Here is an 18,453-nt window from a genome sequence, read left to right as displayed (position 1 = left end):
CCCTCCACATTATGATTTTTTCTTATTCAGCAATTGATCAACATAGTCTTCTTTGTTAACTTGACGTGCACGTGCTACTGATAATGCTTTTGATGGAACATTCTCTGTTATTGTAGAGCCTGCTGCCACATAAGCACCATCTTCAACTGTTACAGGAGCAACAAGGTTTGAATTACATCCAATAAATACCCCGTTACCAATTACAGTTTTAAACTTATTCTTGCCATCGTAGTTCACCGTAATTGAACCACAACCAAGATTCACGTCTTCTCCAACTTGTGCATCCCCGATATAACTTAAGTGTGAAGCTTTACTTCTATTACCAAAAACAGTTTTTTTGATTTCTACGAAGTTTCCAACGCGCACTTCATCTCCAATAACTGAATCTGGACGAATATGTGCAAATGGACCAACCGATACTTCTGTACCAAGTTTGCTGTCATGTACAGTAGATTGACGAATTACCGTACGATCTCCAATTTCACTATCGCGAATTACTGTATGCGGTCCAATTTCACAATCAGAACCAATTACAGTGTTACCCTCAATAACCGTTCCTGGGTGAAGAACTGTATCACTACCAATAATTGCATCCGCAGAAATGTATGTGTTACTTGGATCAATAATTGTAACACCATTTACCATGTTCTTTCGGTTGATACGATTTTTCATAATAATTTCCGCTTGCGATAGAGCGACTCTGTCGTTAACACCTAACGTTTCATCGAAGTGCTCTGTTTGATAAGCTGATACAATATGACCTTCATTCTTTAAAATTTCAATAACGTCCGGAAGGTAATATTCGCCCTGTACATTATCATTTGAAACTTTAGAAAGTGAAGCAAATAAAGCTTTATTATCAAAACAATACGTACCTGTATTAATTTCTTTAATAGCTAATTCTTTTTCATTTGCATCCTTATGCTCAACAATCTTTTCAACATGACCATTCTCATTACGAACGATACGGCCATATCCAGCAGGCTCTTCTATGTACGCTGTTAGTACCGTCGCCATTGCTCCCGCTTCTTCGTGTTGCTGAAGCAATGCTTCCATCGTTTCAGCAGTTATTAGAGGTGTATCACCACAAATAACTAAAGTTGTTCCTTCTTCATTTGCAAGTACACTTGCAGCTTGATCGACAGCATGAGCTGTACCAAGTTGTTCTGCTTGTAATGCAAACTCACTTACGTTTCCTAGCTGTTCTTGTACCTTTTCAGCACCATGTCCAACGACTGTTACAAGTTTCTGCAATCCTAATTGAGATACTTCATTGACTACATGTTGTACCATTGGTTTTCCACATACAGGATGCAGCACTTTGTATAGCTTGGACTTCATACGTGTGCCTTTACCTGCAGCTAGAATCACTGCAAATCTGTTTGACATATAGACCCTCCATCGCAACCTATTTATCCATTAACGATATTATCCTAAATCATCATATATTTCAAGAAACACATTTTAACTATTAAATTTTACCATAATTCTTATACGATGTTTTACTCTTTAGTATCTTTTTTAAGAAATAAGCTATACTATTTAAAATGATTTTCAAAAAATTAGAAGTTTCTTCTCTTTTTCTAAATGGATTTCGAATTTTACGAATACAAATTATATGAAATCAAAAAAAACAAACTCCTGTAAATGCTTACAGGAGTTTGCTACAAAATTATAAGGCTTTCTTTCAAAAGCCCTTTTCATTCGAATTTTACGAAGCGCCTGCTTCTTCAAACTCAACCTCTTCTAACTCGCCTAAACGGTGATACTCTGTTAAAACCGCATCTTGAATTTTAGAGCGTGTATTAGAATTAATTGGATGTGCAATGTCACGGAATTCTCCATCTGGAGTACGTTTACTTGGCATTGCTACAAATAATCCATTATTACCATCAATTACACGAATATCATGAACAACAAATTCATGGTCTAGAGTAATAGAGGCAATTGCTCTCATGCGGCCTTCTGTGTTTACGCGGCGTAATCTTACGTCAGTCACTTCCATCTTGTGTTCACCACCCTTTTCTAAATAAGCGATATATTTGTATAAATTCCACAAATTTTCTATTTTCCCTTTAATTTTTTAAAAATTTTTAAGATAAAAATTTTTAAAAAAGTTGAATATAAGGATTAGTAGAGGTTATCGCTTACAAAGAGTTACTTAACTAGGGCAATTACTTCGATTTCAACAGAAACATCTTTCGGTAATTTTGCTACTTGTACACAAGAACGCGCTGGTTTATGAGTAGAGAAATAAGAACCGTATACTTCATTAACAGCATTAAAATCATCCATATCCTTTAAGAATACTGTTGTTTTTACCACTGTATCAAATGAAGCACCTGCTTCTGCTAATACCGCTTGTAAATTTTCAAATACTTGCTCTGTTTGTACTGTTACATCTCCTGTTACAAGTTCTCCACTTGCCGTTAACGGAATTTGTCCTGAACTATAGAACATATTATTTACAATAATCCCTTGTGAATATGGTCCGATTGCCTGTGGTGCTTTGCTTGTTTGAACAACTTTCATACTTTTCACCCTTTTATTATTTATTTTTACTCTTTAAAAATAGTGTACCAAAGGCAGTTTGTCCATCTATTTTGTAATTTATAAATAGGAATAAAAAAAGGTAAAGCTATCTGCTTTACCTTTTTACTCAGCCTCTACAAGCCCTTTATCAAATGGTGCAAGTGAATAATTTCCCTTTTCCACTTGAATCGCTTTTTCTTTCACATCAACTTCTGACAGACGAATTAATGATACAAAGTTATTAATAAGTCTTTCTTCAATATCCGTAGACTCTACTAATACGCCAATTCCAACAACATTAGCTTTAAACTCTTCTAGCATGCTCATCATGCCTTGAATGGTTCCGCCAGCTTTCATAAAGTCATCAATAATTAAAACATTGGATCCTTCTGGAAGGCTACGCTTTGCTAAAGTCATCGTTTGGATTCGCTTAGAGGAACCTGATACATAGTTAATACTAACAGTGGGTCCTTCTGTTACCTTATTATCTTTTCTCGCAATTACTACCGGTACATCTAAGTAGTTCGCCACTGCATAAGCAAGTGGAATTCCTTTTGTCGCTACCGTCATAACTGCGTCAATTGATTGCCTAGCAAAAACCGAAGCGAACAAACGACCCGCGCCATTAATTTGACGAGGATTACTTAAAAGATCCGTCATATATAAATAACCACCTGGCAAAATACGATCCGGATTTTCAAATAAGCTACAAAGCTCATTAATAATCAGATTTGCCTCCTCTTCACTTATATATGGAATATATTTCACTCCTCCTGCTGCTCCTGGTACCGTTTGCAATGTGCCGACTCCTTGTTGTTCAAACGTTTGCTTAATAATAACTAAATCTTCACTAATGGAAGATTTAGCCGATTGATACCTTTCAGCAAAAAAAGTGAGAGAAACTAGCTGACGAGGATTTTGTAACAAGTAATAAGTCAGATCAACCAATCTTGTACTTCGTCTAATTTTCACACTCTCACCTCAAATCACGAATATTCTAAACAAATCATACCGTATTATACGTCTTTATTCAAGTGTTTCTCGCTCTCCTAATAAACGAACTGCATATACTTGTTCGCAAAATCCCTTTAATCCGTTATATATACGATGCATTCGCGAATCATGGTGTACAAGACCAAATACAGTTGGACCACTTCCACTCATTAATACGGCATCTGCACCGAAGCGTTTCATCTGTGCTTTAATACGTGCAACCTCAGGATGCATCACAAACGTCACATCTTCTAAAACGTTACCAACAGTATCACAAATTCCTTTATAGTCCCCGTCATTAATGACTTCAACCATTTTATCTACATTTGGATGTGTAACACGATTTAATTTTAAATTTCCGTATACGTCAGCAGTAGATACACCAATATGAGGCTTTGCTAAAATAACCCAACAAGAAGGTGGAGTTTTTATATGTTCAATTTTTTCTCCTCTTCCAGTGGCAACTGCAGTTCCGCCATATACACAGAAAGATACATCTGACCCAATTTCTGCGCCAAGCTCTGCTAATTCCTCAATTGTCAGCCCTAAATTCCATAACTTATTAAGGCCACGTAATGTCGCTGCTGCATCACTACTTCCACCTGCTAATCCAGCGGCTACTGGAATCGTTTTTTCAATAGTAATAGATACACCTTTTTTTACATTAAACTTCTCTTTTAATAATTTTGCTGCTTGATAAGCTAAATTGCGTTGGTCGTCTGGGACATACCGATTATGGGACAAAATTTCAATACGGTCTTCTGCTAATTCCATTAGCTCTAAACGATCTGCTAAGTCGATTGTTGTCATAATCATTTTCACTTCATGATATCCATCTTGTCTTTTTCCCAGTACATCTAACGACAGATTAATCTTTGCTGGTGCTTTCACTAGTAGCTTCAATCTATTCACCCACTCTATGTACTCAATCTTTTATCGTTTATTTTACCATAAATTTATAGTAAGACGATGAAACTTCCCTAATTATAACGAAAAGCATTCAGAATGAAACTACTTATGTCAAATGATGGCACCTTTTAGCGTGCAAAAAGCCGAGGAATCTCTCCTCGGCTACCGTAGCATAGAAAGTATCTTACAACTACTGGTTTCGTTTCATTAATTGCTGTTCTGCAATTTCTATAGCACGTTTTACCATATTACCAGCATCTTTCGCACGAATTCCGCCCCATCCTTCTTTCTGAACAACATCATAAAAGCCAAGCTCTTTTGCAAGCTCTTCTTTAAATTGATTTGACATGACTCCTCTTCGTCTACTCAATGCAGAGTCCCTCCTTATTTTGCTACGGTATAATTAGTATGCAAAATAATATAGCTTTTCATTTGTGGGAATATATGTAACAAGTAACACATTAATTATAAAATGCTTCATTATGAGGTTCATCGTAAAATGTTAACTCTACTGTCTCTGTTAAAACATCTGCATAACTATAAGATACACGTTGCAATGCATCTTCTTGCTGATCTAACTGGACAACAAACACAGAACGATACGTTTCTGCAAGTACACCCGATTGCTCCACAGTTTTTCTTCTTCCGCTATTCGCCTTTAACACAAGTCGTTGTCCAAGATGGTGATCTAATTCGCTTTTAATTTCATCTAAACGTTTTGACATATACCTTGCTACACCTCGCTGTAATTTAGATTGAACACTTAAAACACGATATATCTCTCCCAATTATTAACCGCAATTTACAGACAATATCATTATAAAAGCATCATGCGTTCGAATAGATAGAAGAAATGCTATATTGTACAAGTATCATTGTATAGTCTGCACATTCTTGTCGCTTTTTATCCAGATTCATTTAAATCATTTCCACATAAAAAAGCAAGATACGTATGTACCTTGCTCATTCATCATAATGTTGAAAGGGTAATCCCGTTCGTAAAATCCCTCTTGTTTCAATTCCGCCTAGTCCCTTTTCACCAGTAATTGTATTACGCACAACGTCCCATACATTGACTCTTTCCATAAATGAGGTGAAACTAACTTTGCCAACTACATATACCGGATCTAGAGCATGAATATTAATTCTAGACGGTGAACTAGCAAAATTAGCACCTGCTCGAATCAACGCCTCAAAGTGTGATTGACAAGCCCCAGCAAAAATAACGAGTTGATCTAATGATGGATACTTTTTCCGTACTTCTCGAACAGCCTGTACAAAATGTCTAGAATGCCTATATGCTGCTAAATCTCCCATAACCCCTTTTGACTTTGTATATGCATCATGTCCTGTAATAACTAAAATGTCTGGGCGAAAATGATCTATTAAGTCTACTACCTTTTCATGCATCTCCGTTTCCTTACAATGAATACCTTGAACAGGAACGCCTATTTTATTATATAAATCTAAGCACTTGCGCAAATATAAAGGATCTCCATCTATATGCAATACACGCCCTGGCATTTGAAAATAATTCACTTCACTTGTATATCCACCAGTTGAATTATGTTCATGTCTTTGTTTCATCAACACGTAATCTTGCTGAAACAACCGGTAAGTACGCTCCATCGTTTCTTTTGCACGCTTCACTCTATTTTTATGTTCTCGTTGATCTATACTAACTAAATCTGCAAGTGGTGCATCCGCCACAAGTCTAATTTCCTCTCCAAATAATATTGCTATCTCGCCTTTTATTTCTATAATACGAAAAAGAATATCCCTATTATAAGAATATCGTTCAACTAATTCTCCAACATGTAAAGCCATTCTCCTACCTCCAAACTCGTTAGGCCATCTTACCTGTTTTTAAAGTATGAATTTAGGAAAGGAAAGGTGACAAAAGGGACAGTTCAAGTTGAACTGTCCCTTTCATATTCTTATGACAATTTATGAAGAATTAATGCATTACTTAATGTTGCAAACTCTTCGATAGATAGCGTTTCGCCTCTTCGCTTCGGATCAATTCCTACTTCTGTTAAAATTCGATCCAACAGCTCTTTATCTTTCGGGAAACCATTTAAATTATTTGATAAATTATTCATTAAAGTTTTACGACGCTGTGCGAAACTTGCTCGTACTACTTCAAAGAAGAAAGTTTCATCTGTCACTTCTACAACTGGTTTAGGACGCTTTAGAAGACGGATAATCGCAGAATCAACATTTGGTTGTGGCACAAACACTGTACGCGGTACAGTCATAACTGTTTCTACCTCTGTATAATACTGAATGGCAATTGATAAAGAACCATACTCTTTCGTTCCTGGTTTAGCAGCTAAACGATCCCCAACTTCTTTTTGCATCATAACAACAAATCCACGAACCGGTAATTTTTCTTCAAGCAATTTAAATAAGATTGGCGTTGTAATATAGTATGGTAAGTTAGCTACTACCATTACATCTTGCCCTTCTTCAAATTGCTCACTAAACACTTCATGTACATCTGCTTTTAGTACATCTTTATTTATAACTGTAACGTTGCTATATGGAGCTAACGTCTCGTCTAAAATTGGTAATAATCTCTGATCAATTTCAAAAGCCACTACTTTTTTAGCACGCTTCGCCAATTGCTCTGTTAACGCACCGATACCTGGTCCAATTTCAATTGCGCCACTTTCTGAACCGATTTCTGCGTGATCAACGATACGATTTAATACATTTGTATCAATTAAAAAATTTTGTCCTAAACTTTTTTTGAATGAAAATCCATACTTTTCAACAATGTCTTTCGTACGATTTGGTGTTGCGATATCCTTCATTTTTTTTCCTCCTGTATTACTTGCTTATAAGCTTCTGCAAATGATTCCTTTGAAACTTGAAACATTTGTAAACGTTTATGTAACTGTTTTGCGTTTGTATAACCAATCTTTAATAGCTTACCCACTCTTTCTCTGCGACTCTTTGCCATTTCTCCGCCCACTAAGCCCGCATCGACTAGATCACTCCAACTAATTTCACTTGTGTAAGCTTCCATTTCTTCATGTATATTCTCTAAAGCACGGCGAATCGACTCATTAGAAGCATGTTCGATTCCAACGCCTTTCTTCCTTTTCGCAAGTGCTTCTTCCTTCGGTAAAAAAGCATGCTTACATCCAGGAACTTTGTCAGAAATAATCTTTCGAATACGCTCTCCAGGATAATCCGGATCTGTGAAAATAATAACGCCTCGTTTTTGCTGCGCTAATTTAACTTGCTCAATAACATGATCACCGATTGCTGAACCGTTCGTTTCGATTGTATCTCCATCAACAGCACGTTTAATCGCAACTGTATCATCTTTACCTTCTACAACGATAATCTCTTTAATTTTCATGCTTGCCTCCACACTCGTTTCATCTCTACTTAGTAAAACAAAAAAATGACGACTTTTCCATTATTATTTTCCTAATCTTACATTTTAAAAAGTAGAAGAGAAAAATCTTTGTTCACTCCCCTTATTGTAACACTTCTATCTCTATCTTAATTTATCCGCAATATTTCTACACTTATGTTATGAGTAAATAGTGGGTTCTTATCATTTCTATTGTCTCTCTTCTCAAAAAACAAAAAAAGAATGGGACTCCCCATTCTTTTTTATTCAACACCAAATAAGGCCTTGGCATTCTTTGTTGTTATTTGTGCTACTTCGTCATAAGAAATTCCTTTTAAATTCGCAATTTCTTCTGCTACCAGTTTTACATAACTCGGTTCATTTCGTTTCCCTCGAAATGGATGTGGTGTTAAATATGGACAATCTGTCTCTAACAATAATTTTTCTAACGGAATCTCCATAGCAACTTCTTTCGGTTTCTTGGCATTTTTAAATGTTACTGGCCCACCTAATGAAATTAAAAAGTTCATATCGACACATCGCTGCGCTACTTCTACACTACCGCTAAAGCAATGCATAATGCCTCCTACTTCAGCTGCATTCTCTTCCTCTAGGATATCAACAATATCTTGAGTTGCATCACGGTTATGTATAATAATCGGTAATTTCACCTTTTTTGCTAATGCAATTTGTTTACGGAATACTTCCTTCTGTATTTCTTTTGGAGACTTATCCCAGTGATAATCTAATCCCATTTCTCCAATTGCAACTACTTTAGGGTGAGCAGCTAATTCTTCTAACCAAGCTAAATGTTCTTCATTCATGTCGATTGCATCAACGGGATGCCATCCAACTGCAGCGTAAATAAAATCATAAGCCTCTGCTAATTCAATTGCTTTCTTTATCGTTACTTCATCAAATCCAACAACAACTGTATATGTAACTCCCGCTTCTTTCATTCTCGCGATAACTTCTTGTAAATCTTCTTCAAATTGCTCTGCATTTAAATGTGAATGTGTATCAAACAACATAATAAATAACTCCTTTTATATTGAAATCAATTCTCTCATAGAAAAACTACACTCTTTCTAACTTAACGATAACAATACTACAATTTTAATGCAAAAAAAGGGGATGTAAAAAGAAAAAAGATGCTTCACCAATGTTACACGTGAAACATCCTTTTCTTGTCTCAATTACTTGATTTTTGTACCATTTGGTAAATTCTGATCAATTGATGCTAATGACAATACGCCATTCTCTTCACCTGCTAAAATCATACCTTGTGATAATTCACCACGTAATTTTACAGGTTTTAAATTCGTTACACAAATAACCTTTTGACCTTTTAGTTCTTCTGGGGAATAGAATTTAGCAATCCCAGAAACCACTTGACGCTTCTCTGTACCTAAATCAAGCTGAATTTTTAACAACTTATCTGCTTTTTTCACAGGTTCAGCGGATATTACTTCAGCTACTCGTAATTCTACTTTAAAGAAATCATCAATTGTAATTTCTTCTACCTTTGGTTCTTCTGCTTTTTTCTCTTCTACTTTAGGAGCAGAACCTTGCATTTGTTCTTTAATATACCCCACTTCTACTTCCATTTCCAAACGAGGGAAAATAGGGTTTCCTTTTTCTACTTTTGTTCCAGCTGGAATACATCCAATTGTAGATAGGCTTTCCCAAGATTTATGCGCCTCTTCAGTAAGTCCAAGTTGAGCAAACATCTTACTTGGTGCTACTGTTAGGAATGGCATAAGCATAATACCCGTTTGACGAAGTACCTCAGCTAAGTGGGCCATTACAGACGCAAGTTTTTCACGATCATTCTCATCCTTCGCTAATACCCATGGCTGCGTTTCATCAATATATTTGTTCGTACGGCTAACTAATTGCCAAATGGAACTTAGCGCTACAGAGAATTCCATATTCTCCATTGCCTCTTCTACTTTTTTCAATGTATCTTTGGCAAATGTCACTAGCGTTTCATCGAACTCAGTTACATTTGCTTTAAATGCAGGGATTTCCCCGTTAAAGTATTTATCAATCATAGCTACTGTACGATTTAATAAGTTCCCTAAATCATTCGCTAAATCAAAGTTGATTCGTTCAACAAATCCTTCTGGTGTGAATACTCCATCAGATCCAAATGGAACTTCGCGAAGTAAGTAGTAACGCAATGCATCCAATCCGTAACGATCGATTAGTGTAACTGGATCTACTACGTTTCCTTTTGACTTACTCATTTTTCCATCCTTCATTAAAATCCAGCCATGAGCAAAGACTTTCTTCGGAAGTGGTAAATCTAAAGCCATTAAAATAATTGGCCAATAAATTGTATGGAAACGAACGATTTCTTTCCCAACTAAATGGACATCTGCTGGCCAGAATTTTTTATACTTCTCTTCATTTTCTGTTCCATATCCTAATGCAGTAATGTAATTAGACAACGCATCTACCCATACGTAAACAACGTGTTTTGGGTTACCTGGAACACGAACTCCCCAGTCAAATGAAGTACGAGAAACAGCTAAATCTTCTAATCCTGGTTTAATGAAGTTATTAATCATTTCATTTTTACGGGACTCCGGCTGAATGAAATGAGGGTTATCTTCATAGAACTTTAATAGTCGGTCTACATATTTACCCATTCTAAAGAAATAAGATTCTTCGCGAACAAGTTCTACAGCATGACCACTATCTGGGCTTTTTCCACCAACTACTTTGTCACCTTCCATAATTGGATCTATTAATTGATGCGCTGTATAGAATGTTTCATCTTGTACAGAATACCAACCTTCATATTCATCAAGATAAATATCGCCTTGATCTACTAGCTGCTTGAAGATTTTCTCAACAACATCTTTATGACGATCTTCAGTTGTACGAATAAAATCATCATAAGAGATATCCATCTTCTCCCAAAGTTCTTTAATCCCTGATACAATGTTATCCACATATGCTTGTGGTGTAACATTTAGTTCTTCTGCTTTCTTTTGGATCTTCTGTCCATGCTCATCAGTTCCTGTTAAATAATGAACATTATATCCTTGCATACGCTTATATCGTGCCATCGCATCTCCTGCTACTGTCGTATAAGCATGTCCAATGTGTAACTTTCCACTTGGATAATAAATTGGGGTAGTAATATAAAAGGACTTATTTTCCTCTTTCATCGTTTTGGACCTCCCGAATAACCTCATATGTATTTATAAACAGTATATCAAAAACTCACATATAAAAACGAGTTAATGCTCGATATCTTTATCATCTATTACTCATATTCAAAAAAATATACAATATTTTTTCCGAAAAGTATAAACATTATAAAAAAATAATACGAAACAATTGTAGAAATGACTTACATTCTATTATATATAAGAAGTATAAAAATCTATAAATCTTTTTTTAAAATATAGAATTTAAGAATTGACGGAAATGTAAATGATTGGTATCATATGTCCATAGGGTATTTTGTCGAAAAATGACGAATCAAAAAATAGACTCGAAACTTATAAACTATTTATTTAGGAGGAAAATAATTATGAAATCTACTGGTATCGTTCGTAAAGTTGATGAATTAGGTCGTGTAGTAATCCCAATCGAATTACGCCGTACTTTAGGTATTGCAGAAAAGGATGCTCTTGAAATCTACGTTGATGAAGAAAAAATCATCTTAAAAAAATATAAACCAAACATGACTTGCCAAGTAACTGGTGAAGTATCTGATGGTAACCTATCTTTAGCTGAAGGTAAAATTATCTTAAGCAAAGAAGGCGCTGAACAGGTCTTAAACGAACTTCAAGATTATATCGAAACAGCAAAATAAGCTTCTCAATTATGAGAAGCTTATTTTTTATCAACATGATAGATTTGATATACGTCTCGTTTCGACAAATCTCGGTCTTTAGCGACTGTTTTTATCGCTTCTTTTGAATTCATACCTTTTTCATTTATATAATGTTCAATATGATTATATACTGAAATGGCTTCCCACCATTGTTCTTCTTGAGTAGGTTCTTCTGTTGAACCCGCTACTAAAATACAAAACTCACCACGAACTTCATTTTGCTTCGTCCACTCAATCGCTTCTTCAATTGTTCCACGAATAAACTCTTCAAATTTCTTCGTTAGCTCACGACATAATACGATTTCCCTATTTCCTAATACTTCTTGCATAGAGATTAAAGTGTCATCTAAACGATGCGGTGCCTCGTAAAACATCATTGTAGTTGGAATATAGCGTAGTTTTTCTAATTCAAGCTTACGTCCCTTTTTATTTCTTTGCAGGAAACCATAGAAATAAAAATGTTTTGTCTCAAGTCCTGATGCAATTAATGCTGTAAGAGCTGCATTTGCCCCAGGAAGCGGGATAACATGATATTGTTCTGCTACAGCCTCTACAACGATATCATAACCAGGATCTGAAATACATGGCATACCAGCATCGCTCACAATGGCTACAGTCTTACCTTCTTCTAACTTATCTAAAATTTTCTGTCCACTTACTCCTTTATTATGCTCATGATAACTCATAACTGGTGTTTCAATTTCAAAATAATTACAAAGCTTCTTCGTTTGCCTTGTATCTTCCGCAGCAATAAGATCTGCCTCTTTTAAAATTCGGATTGCACGAAATGTCATATCCTCTAAATTTCCGATTGGAGTCGGTACTAAATATAAAACTCCCTTTTCATTTTGCTGAAAGCTTTTTTGCTGCCACATAGCGTTCTCCTTTTTGCATATATTCTTCTTTTTGTTTCCTCGTTAACTGTTTAAAGTGATATTCAGCTTGCATAGCCGTTCGTTTATCCTCATGACCCTCTACATATTTTAAACTAACTGGAAGCCTAGCGCGTGTATATCTAGCACCTTTCCCACTATTATGGGTCTGAATCCGTTTTTCTATATGATTTGTATATCCAGCATAATAACTTCCATCAGAACACTCCACCACATAAAAACAATGATTATTCTTCTCCATATAAAATTGAACGAAGCTCCTTTGTATATTCGTTGTTTTCTTCATATACAAAAAGAGGTGGTAAGATTTTCAAATCTGCATTCCCATCCTTAATTCCTTCAATTAACAATGTATTCGCTTCTTTACCAGCCTTAGGATAAACAAATCGCACACGTTTCGGTTCGATTTTGTATTTACGCATTAATGTGACGATGTCGAGCAAACGACCTGGACGATGTACAAATGCTACTTTCCCACCTTGTTTCACTAACTGGCTACTTGCATATACAACATCCTCTAATGTGCACATAATTTCATGACGAGCTATCGCTAAATGTTCATTGATATTCTTCTCAGAAGTTTGTGGTGTTTGAAAATAAGGAGGATTACATGTTACAACATCATATTGATGACGTCCAAGTTTCTCCGGCATATCTTTCAAATCTCCATGGATTAAATGAATTCTTTCTTCTAAATTATTATATTGAACGCTTCTTATTCCCATATCATATAAGCGCTCTTGAATTTCTACACCTGTAATTTTCCCTTTTGTCCTTGTACTTAATAAAAGAGGGATAACTGCGTTACCTGTACACAAATCAAGTAAATTACCTTTTTGAATTGGCACCCAAGCAAAATCTGCAAGTAAAACAGCATCCAAAGAAAAATTAAATACTGATGGACTTTGTACAATCTTCATATCTTGCGCTAATAAGTAATCTAAACGCTCATCTTCATATAAATTCATATATTGCTCCCTTTCTTACAATTAACCTACCCTATTTCATCCTCTATTAATGTAAAAATAAATTTCATTCTACTCTCATGTATAAAAAATTACCTTTCCAATTATATTGGAAAGGTAATCTCACTTTTTATTTAAAAATGACAGACAGAATAAACAATCTCCCTCTTTACGTACACTTCCATAATGTAGATTACAAATATGAAAACCTTCTTGATATAGTCTCGCTAGGTTATCGTAGCCTTCACCAATATCTGTCTTCGCCTTCATTTCTTTGCGTTTTTGAGTTTTTTGTTTTTCCTTGTTCTGCACTTCTTCAAAACGATGTCGCAAATTTTCATTTTCCATTTTTATATGTTGGTTTTCTTCCAATAATTCTGCAAGATGTTGTTTTAATTCTCCCAACTGTTTGTATAAATGTCCAATTTGCTCTTCCATACTAGAAACCGATGCAAAAATATCCTTTTTCTCCACAAGCACCCACCTCATTAATCTGTGGTTTGACTCGAAACGACCCCTTTATTAATTAATTCATCTAACGTATATTCTACTATCCGTTCCTTGTCTACTAGTTCCACTTGAATTAATCTTTCTAAAATATTTAATCCGATAACACGGCCAGTACCTTGCGGTGTTTGTATACGTTGATCTAAATCAGGAAGTTGTTCCTTTGCTGCCTCATATTCATCATTCTCATATTTTAAGCAACACATTAAGCGACCACATAAACCAGAGATTTTTGCAGGGTTTAATGATAAATTTTGATCCTTTGCCATTTTAATGGATACAGGTTCAAAATCTCCTAAAAAAGTAGAACAACAAAGCATACGACCACATGGACCAATACCACCAAGCATTTTTGCTTCGTCACGAACGCCAATCTGTCTCAGCTCAATTCTTGTCCTAAAAATTGCCGCTAAGTCTTTCACTAGTTCCCGGAAATCAATCCGTCCATCCGCAGTAAAGTAAAAAATAATCTTATTACGATCGAACGTATACTCTACATCTACAAGCTTCATATCAAGATTATGTTCTCCTACCTTTTGTTGACAAACTTGATATGCTTCTTTCGCAGCATGTCTATTCTCTTCAACAATGGTACGATCATTTTCATTTGCAATACGAATAACTTTTTTAAGCGGTAATACAACGTCGTTTTCATCAACTTGCTTTTTGGTAATAACTACTTTTCCATATTCAATACCTCTTACCGTTTCTACAATTACAAACTCATTTTCTGAGATATCGAACTGATTTGGATCAAAGTAATATACCTTTCCGGCCTTCTTAAAGCGAACACCTACTACATCATACAAAACGGTCATCCCTCCTGCAACCGCAACACTAACTGTTCGAACACAAGCTGCGCATTTACATTAGCGTTGATTCTATTTTTTGCCTCTAATATATTAAAGAGAGCTGATACAATGCGCTTCTGAGCATAAGAAAAGGATTCGAACATCTCTTTCTGCTCATGAAAAACAAGACGATCTTCTTCTCCAAGTTGAACATATAATAAATCCTTATAAATAAGGAGTAACATATCTAAGCCTTGCTGTAATTGTTCTTTCTCTCCAAAGTGCTTTCCCCATTTTTCTTGTACAAAAAAAATAGAGGCCTTATCTTTTTCGAGCGCTTCACATAATTTTATCACTAAAGCTCTCGCTTGTGCAAACCATTCATCATTACACATTAATAAAGCTTCTTCAAAACTATTCGTAAGCTGCGCAGCAAGTGTAGATAAAGAAACTGTAATACCTTCTTCCTCTAACCTCTTAATTAAAGATTCTGTAAGCAACGGCCTAAACGTAACAACTTGACAACGAGATAAGATTGTATTTAAAATCTGATGACTTTGTTCAGTAAGTAAAATAGCTGTTGTATCACTACTTGGTTCTTCTAAAAACTTTAAGAGCGTATTCGCTGCATTTGCTGTCATACGATCTGCATGCTCAATAATATATACTTTTTTATTTGCTTCTAATCCTGTTTTTGAAAACTCTTCTTGTAAATCATGAATTTGCTGCTTTTTAATAGATAATCCATCTGGTTTTACAATATGTAAGTTTGGGTAGTTACCTGAATCAATTCGGCGACAATTCGTACATACATGACAAGGCTCTACACCATTTCTTTGTGAACAGAGAAAACTTTTTGCCATTTGAATTGCTGTTGCGAACTTCCCAGTACCTTTTCCTCCCTCTAACAAGTAAGCATGGGATATACGCTCTTTTGCAATGCTATTCATCAACATTTTGACACCAATGGGCTGTATAGCAGAAAGCTGCTCCCACGTCTTCATCATAATGCATACCTCACTTATTTCATTCTTTCCTTCTATTATAACAATTTATCTTCTATAATCTGAACAACTTCTTCTATAAGTTTTTCCATTGGCTGATCAGCATTTACTAGTACAATGCGATTTGAAAAGCGTTCTACAACTTGTAAATAGCCTTCACGCACAAGTTTATGGAAAGAGATATCTTCCATATCTAGTCGATTCACCTCGCGGCCTGCATCTTTTGCAATTCGAGCTAACCCAACTTCTGGCTTAATATCTAAATAAATAGTTAAACCTGGCATACAATCTTCAGTTGCAAAGCGATTCATTTCGAATACTTTATCTACGCCTAATCCTCTTGCATAACCTTGATAAGCTAAGGAGCTATCAACAAAACGATCACATAGTACAAGATAGTTTTCCTCAAGCGCTGGCATAACTTTCTCCACTAAATGTTGTCTACGTGCAGCAGCATATAAAAGAGCCTCTGTACGTGCTTCCATCATCGTATATTCCTGCTTATGTAAAATTGTCCTAATATCTTCAGAAATTGCAATACCACCTGGTTCCCTCGTTGCCATTACCTTTTGTTCCTTTTGCTCAAAGTACGGTAATAAGCTTTTAATTAATGTTGTTTTACCCGATCCTTCTGGCCCTTCAATTGTTACAAATAATCCCTTCATCCTAAAACCTACTTTCTATATCATACACGTTCATATATTTCGTACTGCCTTGGAAACGAGCCCCTGCTTTCTCTAAATGAGTAATTTGCTTTGTATGTTCTTGAGTAATCCTCTCTCCATACATGATCAATGGAATTCCAGGTGGATATGGAATCACCATTTCTGCTGCTATCATACCAACGGCTTCTTCTAGAGATACTAACTTCGTTTCGTATCTCTCTAATTGTTTATACGTATACGGTAAAGGGGAAATCTCCCCTTTATAAGTATACCGAATTGATGCTGTCTTGTCTTTTACCTTATATTGCTGCAAAGCTACTCGAATTATCTCTATAGCTTTCATATAACCCTCATTTACTTGTAACGGTAATATAAATAGGACGTTATATGGATCTGCCATTTCCGTATATATACCGACCTTTTCAAATACAGACTGTAATTCATACCCCGATAACTGACAGCGAGTTTGCACCGTAACCTTTAATTCATCTTGCGATGGATATTGCAAGATGGCTATTTGTGGGATAGATCGCAATCCTTCTTTAAATCGGCGTAAAAACTCAATGATTTCATCATGACCCTCTTCCTTTATAACTGCTATTGCAAAACGTGCTATATCAAGAGAAGCCATAATTGGATACGATGGGCTACTAGATTGTAGCATACTTAAATAGGAGGAAACTTTTTCTTCACTCACCAAACCGCTATTTATATGTAAATAAGATCCCATTGTCATCGCAGGTAATGTTTTATGTGCGGAATGAACCACAATATCCGCACCATAAACTAATGCTGACTTCGGGAAGGGGTCCCCTATACAAAAATGTGCCCCATGGGCTTCATCTACTAGAACAGGAATTTTATGTGCATGTGCGTAAGCGATACTTGCCTCTAAATCAATTCCCATACCATAGTAATTAGGATGTGTTAAAATAAGTGCTTTTGCATTTGGATACTTTGTAATTGCCTCCTTAATAATGTCATCATGAACACCTACTGGTACGTTATGTACTTCATCAATCCATGGGTTTAAAAAGACCGGATTAGCCCCTGCTAATTTCAAACCATTAATGATTGATTTATGACAATTTCTTTGTACGAGGACAATATCATGTTCGCCGCAGCAAGACAAAATCATTGCTAAATTTCCAACTGTTGAACCATTAATTAAAAAATAACTTTTGTGCACGCCATATACTTCAGCTAATAATTGCTGTGCTTCATCTATACATTCAAATGGACTATGTAAATCATCTAATCCTGTTAACTCTGTTACATCAATCGATAATATGTCCTTAAACCCCTCTGAAGCTTTCTGAGGGAAGTTTAAACCATTCTTATGACCCGGAACATGAAAAGATAGTAGTCGCCTTTCTTTAAATTCTATTAACGCCTCATATAAAGGCATACGATTTTGATTCATATACATCTCTTCCTTATTATTCATTCTGTATCTATTATACAGATATTAGGGCAAAAAAAATAATAGGCATAATGCCTATTTAAAAATATGATACTTCTAATTTTCGCAGTTGTTTTAAATAATGTATATACTTCGGGTCATTTGTCTCAGTATTAACCAAATTTCTTTCGCACTCGTAACATATTAAATTATTATATACATATATTCCTTCTCCTCTTTTTGTCTCACAAACGATGCAAATTTCACTTGGTAATTTCATAATCTTTCCTCCCTTTTTAAATAAACATATTATATACCTCTATTCCTTAACAAATTTCAGAAAAATATACATCAATTTCTTATATAATATGATTTACCCTTGGGCAACGTGTTTGTATTACTTATGTATTCCCTTTACTTCTTTCGTGTACTGTTTAAACACAAAAAAACACAAGTCAAAAGACTTGTGTTTTTATCTTGCTTGGCGACGTCCTACTCTCACAGGGACAAGGTCCCAACTACCATCGGCGCTAGAGAGCTTAACTTCCGTGTTCGGTATGGGAACGGGTGTG

At 35.5% G+C, this 18,453-nt stretch carries 22 protein-coding genes and 1 rRNA gene; 1 reads left to right on the top strand and 22 read right to left on the bottom strand.

Annotated features, from left to right (window positions below):
* Positions 1 to 9: 9 nt before the first annotated feature.
* From glmU to metG, 12 genes are all read right to left on the bottom strand, one after another.
* Positions 10 to 1,389 carry a bifunctional UDP-N-acetylglucosamine diphosphorylase/glucosamine-1-phosphate N-acetyltransferase GlmU gene (gene glmU, locus ACFVQC_RS28660; protein ID WP_002091584.1) on the bottom strand — a complete coding sequence of 460 codons (1,380 nt, stop codon included), beginning with the start codon at positions 1,387 to 1,389 and terminating at the stop codon, positions 10 to 12.
* Between the two features lie 322 nt (positions 1,390 to 1,711).
* The gene (spoVG, locus tag ACFVQC_RS28655; RefSeq protein ID WP_000454042.1) at positions 1,712 to 2,005 is read right to left on the bottom strand and encodes a septation regulator SpoVG; all 294 of its coding nucleotides are present in this window, start codon (positions 2,003 to 2,005) and stop codon (positions 1,712 to 1,714) included.
* A gap of 152 nt (positions 2,006 to 2,157) precedes the next feature.
* Positions 2,158 to 2,532 carry a RidA family protein gene (locus tag ACFVQC_RS28650; protein WP_000869819.1) on the bottom strand — a complete coding sequence of 125 codons (375 nt, stop codon included), beginning with the start codon at positions 2,530 to 2,532 and terminating at the stop codon, positions 2,158 to 2,160.
* A 123-nt stretch (positions 2,533 to 2,655) separates the two neighbouring features.
* A complete protein-coding gene (gene purR, locus ACFVQC_RS28645) occupies positions 2,656 to 3,504 on the bottom strand; it encodes a pur operon repressor (RefSeq protein ID WP_377894018.1) in 849 nt (282 codons plus the stop codon).
* Between the two features lie 54 nt (positions 3,505 to 3,558).
* Positions 3,559 to 4,428 (bottom strand): 4-(cytidine 5'-diphospho)-2-C-methyl-D-erythritol kinase, encoded by an 870-nt coding sequence (gene ispE / locus ACFVQC_RS28640; protein WP_157383855.1) that lies wholly within the window; start codon positions 4,426 to 4,428, stop codon positions 3,559 to 3,561.
* A 196-nt stretch (positions 4,429 to 4,624) separates the two neighbouring features.
* The gene (gene sspF, locus ACFVQC_RS28635) at positions 4,625 to 4,804 is read right to left on the bottom strand and encodes an acid-soluble spore protein SspF (protein ID WP_002094215.1); all 180 of its coding nucleotides are present in this window, start codon (positions 4,802 to 4,804) and stop codon (positions 4,625 to 4,627) included.
* 91 nt (positions 4,805 to 4,895) lie between these two features.
* Positions 4,896 to 5,159, bottom strand: a complete 264-nt coding sequence (gene veg / locus ACFVQC_RS28630; protein ID WP_002107294.1) for a biofilm formation stimulator Veg — start codon at positions 5,157 to 5,159, stop codon at positions 4,896 to 4,898.
* Positions 5,160 to 5,397: 238 nt separating this feature from the next.
* Entirely contained in the window at positions 5,398 to 6,261 is an 864-nt protein-coding gene (gene yabG, locus ACFVQC_RS28625) for a sporulation peptidase YabG (RefSeq protein WP_377894015.1), read from the bottom strand.
* Between the two features lie 110 nt (positions 6,262 to 6,371).
* A complete protein-coding gene (gene rsmA / locus ACFVQC_RS28620; RefSeq protein ID WP_002091590.1) occupies positions 6,372 to 7,250 on the bottom strand; it encodes a 16S rRNA (adenine(1518)-N(6)/adenine(1519)-N(6))-dimethyltransferase RsmA in 879 nt (292 codons plus the stop codon).
* On the bottom strand, positions 7,247 to 7,804 hold the full coding sequence (gene rnmV, locus ACFVQC_RS28615) for a ribonuclease M5 (RefSeq protein ID WP_002107292.1): 558 nt from the start codon (positions 7,802 to 7,804) through the stop codon (positions 7,247 to 7,249). The genes rsmA and rnmV overlap by 4 nt, the downstream gene beginning before the upstream one ends.
* A gap of 260 nt (positions 7,805 to 8,064) precedes the next feature.
* Positions 8,065 to 8,832 carry a TatD family hydrolase gene (locus ACFVQC_RS28610; protein WP_377899950.1) on the bottom strand — a complete coding sequence of 256 codons (768 nt, stop codon included), beginning with the start codon at positions 8,830 to 8,832 and terminating at the stop codon, positions 8,065 to 8,067.
* Between the two features lie 165 nt (positions 8,833 to 8,997).
* A complete protein-coding gene (gene metG, locus ACFVQC_RS28605; protein ID WP_377894011.1) occupies positions 8,998 to 10,980 on the bottom strand; it encodes a methionine--tRNA ligase in 1,983 nt (660 codons plus the stop codon).
* Between the two features lie 368 nt (positions 10,981 to 11,348).
* Here metG and ACFVQC_RS28600 point away from each other — a divergent pair, with 368 nt between their 5' ends.
* Positions 11,349 to 11,633: a transition state genes transcriptional regulator AbrB gene (locus ACFVQC_RS28600; protein ID WP_002063374.1), complete on the top strand. Its 285-nt coding sequence runs from the start codon at positions 11,349 to 11,351 to the stop codon at positions 11,631 to 11,633.
* Positions 11,634 to 11,653: 20 nt separating this feature from the next.
* On the opposite strand, the gene rsmI is transcribed toward ACFVQC_RS28600, so the two are convergent.
* The 10 genes from rsmI to rrf form a co-directional block, all read right to left on the bottom strand.
* Positions 11,654 to 12,529 (bottom strand): 16S rRNA (cytidine(1402)-2'-O)-methyltransferase, encoded by an 876-nt coding sequence (rsmI, locus tag ACFVQC_RS28595; protein WP_002144542.1) that lies wholly within the window; start codon positions 12,527 to 12,529, stop codon positions 11,654 to 11,656.
* Complete coding sequence (locus ACFVQC_RS28590; protein WP_002144543.1) at positions 12,498 to 12,788, bottom strand: GIY-YIG nuclease family protein; 291 nt, start codon at positions 12,786 to 12,788, stop codon at positions 12,498 to 12,500. Before ACFVQC_RS28590 ends, rsmI begins: the two co-directional genes overlap by 32 nt.
* A complete protein-coding gene (locus tag ACFVQC_RS28585) occupies positions 12,775 to 13,515 on the bottom strand; it encodes a tRNA1(Val) (adenine(37)-N6)-methyltransferase (protein ID WP_016106811.1) in 741 nt (246 codons plus the stop codon). The genes ACFVQC_RS28590 and ACFVQC_RS28585 overlap by 14 nt, the downstream gene beginning before the upstream one ends.
* Positions 13,516 to 13,635: 120 nt before the next feature.
* Entirely contained in the window at positions 13,636 to 13,986 is a 351-nt protein-coding gene (gene yabA / locus ACFVQC_RS28580) for a DNA replication initiation control protein YabA (RefSeq protein ID WP_002009639.1), read from the bottom strand.
* Between the two features lie 14 nt (positions 13,987 to 14,000).
* Positions 14,001 to 14,828 carry a PSP1 domain-containing protein gene (locus tag ACFVQC_RS28575; protein ID WP_002144546.1) on the bottom strand — a complete coding sequence of 276 codons (828 nt, stop codon included), beginning with the start codon at positions 14,826 to 14,828 and terminating at the stop codon, positions 14,001 to 14,003.
* A 5-nt stretch (positions 14,829 to 14,833) separates the two neighbouring features.
* Positions 14,834 to 15,817 carry a DNA polymerase III subunit delta' gene (gene holB / locus ACFVQC_RS28570; RefSeq protein ID WP_002144548.1) on the bottom strand — a complete coding sequence of 328 codons (984 nt, stop codon included), beginning with the start codon at positions 15,815 to 15,817 and terminating at the stop codon, positions 14,834 to 14,836.
* A 35-nt stretch (positions 15,818 to 15,852) separates the two neighbouring features.
* Positions 15,853 to 16,479 (bottom strand): dTMP kinase, encoded by a 627-nt coding sequence (gene tmk / locus ACFVQC_RS28565; protein WP_002144550.1) that lies wholly within the window; start codon positions 16,477 to 16,479, stop codon positions 15,853 to 15,855.
* Position 16,480: 1 nt separating this feature from the next.
* Positions 16,481 to 17,902 (bottom strand): aminotransferase class I/II-fold pyridoxal phosphate-dependent enzyme, encoded by a 1,422-nt coding sequence (locus ACFVQC_RS28560; protein ID WP_377894007.1) that lies wholly within the window; start codon positions 17,900 to 17,902, stop codon positions 16,481 to 16,483.
* A gap of 79 nt (positions 17,903 to 17,981) precedes the next feature.
* A complete protein-coding gene (locus ACFVQC_RS28555) occupies positions 17,982 to 18,161 on the bottom strand; it encodes a sigma factor G inhibitor Gin (RefSeq protein ID WP_002091596.1) in 180 nt (59 codons plus the stop codon).
* 199 nt (positions 18,162 to 18,360) lie between these two features.
* Positions 18,361 to 18,453, bottom strand: a 5S ribosomal RNA gene (gene rrf, locus ACFVQC_RS28550); the annotation flags it as partial.

This window comes from Bacillus sp. NPDC057893, from assembly GCF_042796455.1.
GTDB lineage: Bacteria > Bacillota > Bacilli > Bacillales > Bacillaceae_G > Bacillus_A.
The sequence above is the reverse complement of the archived record's forward strand: the minus strand, read 5'-3'. Positions and strand labels throughout refer to the sequence as shown.

Coding starts and splice junctions, on each gene's coding strand:
- glmU (WP_002091584.1), bottom strand. CDS start 1,389: ATGTCAAACAGATTTGCAGTGATTCTAGCTGCAGGTAAAGGCACACGT.
- spoVG (WP_000454042.1), bottom strand. CDS start 2,005: ATGGAAGTGACTGACGTAAGATTACGCCGCGTAAACACAGAAGGCCGC.
- ACFVQC_RS28650 (WP_000869819.1), bottom strand. CDS start 2,532: ATGAAAGTTGTTCAAACAAGCAAAGCACCACAGGCAATCGGACCATAT.
- veg (WP_002107294.1), bottom strand. CDS start 5,159: ATGTCAAAACGTTTAGATGAAATTAAAAGCGAATTAGATCACCATCTT.
- yabG (WP_377894015.1), bottom strand. CDS start 6,261: ATGGCTTTACATGTTGGAGAATTAGTTGAACGATATTCTTATAATAGG.
- rsmA (WP_002091590.1), bottom strand. CDS start 7,250: ATGAAGGATATCGCAACACCAAATCGTACGAAAGACATTGTTGAAAAG.
- rnmV (WP_002107292.1), bottom strand. CDS start 7,804: ATGAAAATTAAAGAGATTATCGTTGTAGAAGGTAAAGATGATACAGTT.
- ACFVQC_RS28610 (WP_377899950.1), bottom strand. CDS start 8,832: ATGTTGTTTGATACACATTCACATTTAAATGCAGAGCAATTTGAAGAA.
- metG (WP_377894011.1), bottom strand. CDS start 10,980: ATGAAAGAGGAAAATAAGTCCTTTTATATTACTACCCCAATTTATTAT.
- ACFVQC_RS28600 (WP_002063374.1), top strand. CDS start 11,349: ATGAAATCTACTGGTATCGTTCGTAAAGTTGATGAATTAGGTCGTGTA.
- rsmI (WP_002144542.1), bottom strand. CDS start 12,529: ATGTGGCAGCAAAAAAGCTTTCAGCAAAATGAAAAGGGAGTTTTATAT.
- ACFVQC_RS28590 (WP_002144543.1), bottom strand. CDS start 12,788: ATGGAGAAGAATAATCATTGTTTTTATGTGGTGGAGTGTTCTGATGGA.
- ACFVQC_RS28585 (WP_016106811.1), bottom strand. CDS start 13,515: ATGAATTTATATGAAGATGAGCGTTTAGATTACTTATTAGCGCAAGAT.
- holB (WP_002144548.1), bottom strand. CDS start 15,817: ATGATGAAGACGTGGGAGCAGCTTTCTGCTATACAGCCCATTGGTGTC.
- tmk (WP_002144550.1), bottom strand. CDS start 16,479: ATGAAGGGATTATTTGTAACAATTGAAGGGCCAGAAGGATCGGGTAAA.
- ACFVQC_RS28560 (WP_377894007.1), bottom strand. CDS start 17,902: ATGAATCAAAATCGTATGCCTTTATATGAGGCGTTAATAGAATTTAAA.
- ACFVQC_RS28555 (WP_002091596.1), bottom strand. CDS start 18,161: ATGAAATTACCAAGTGAAATTTGCATCGTTTGTGAGACAAAAAGAGGA.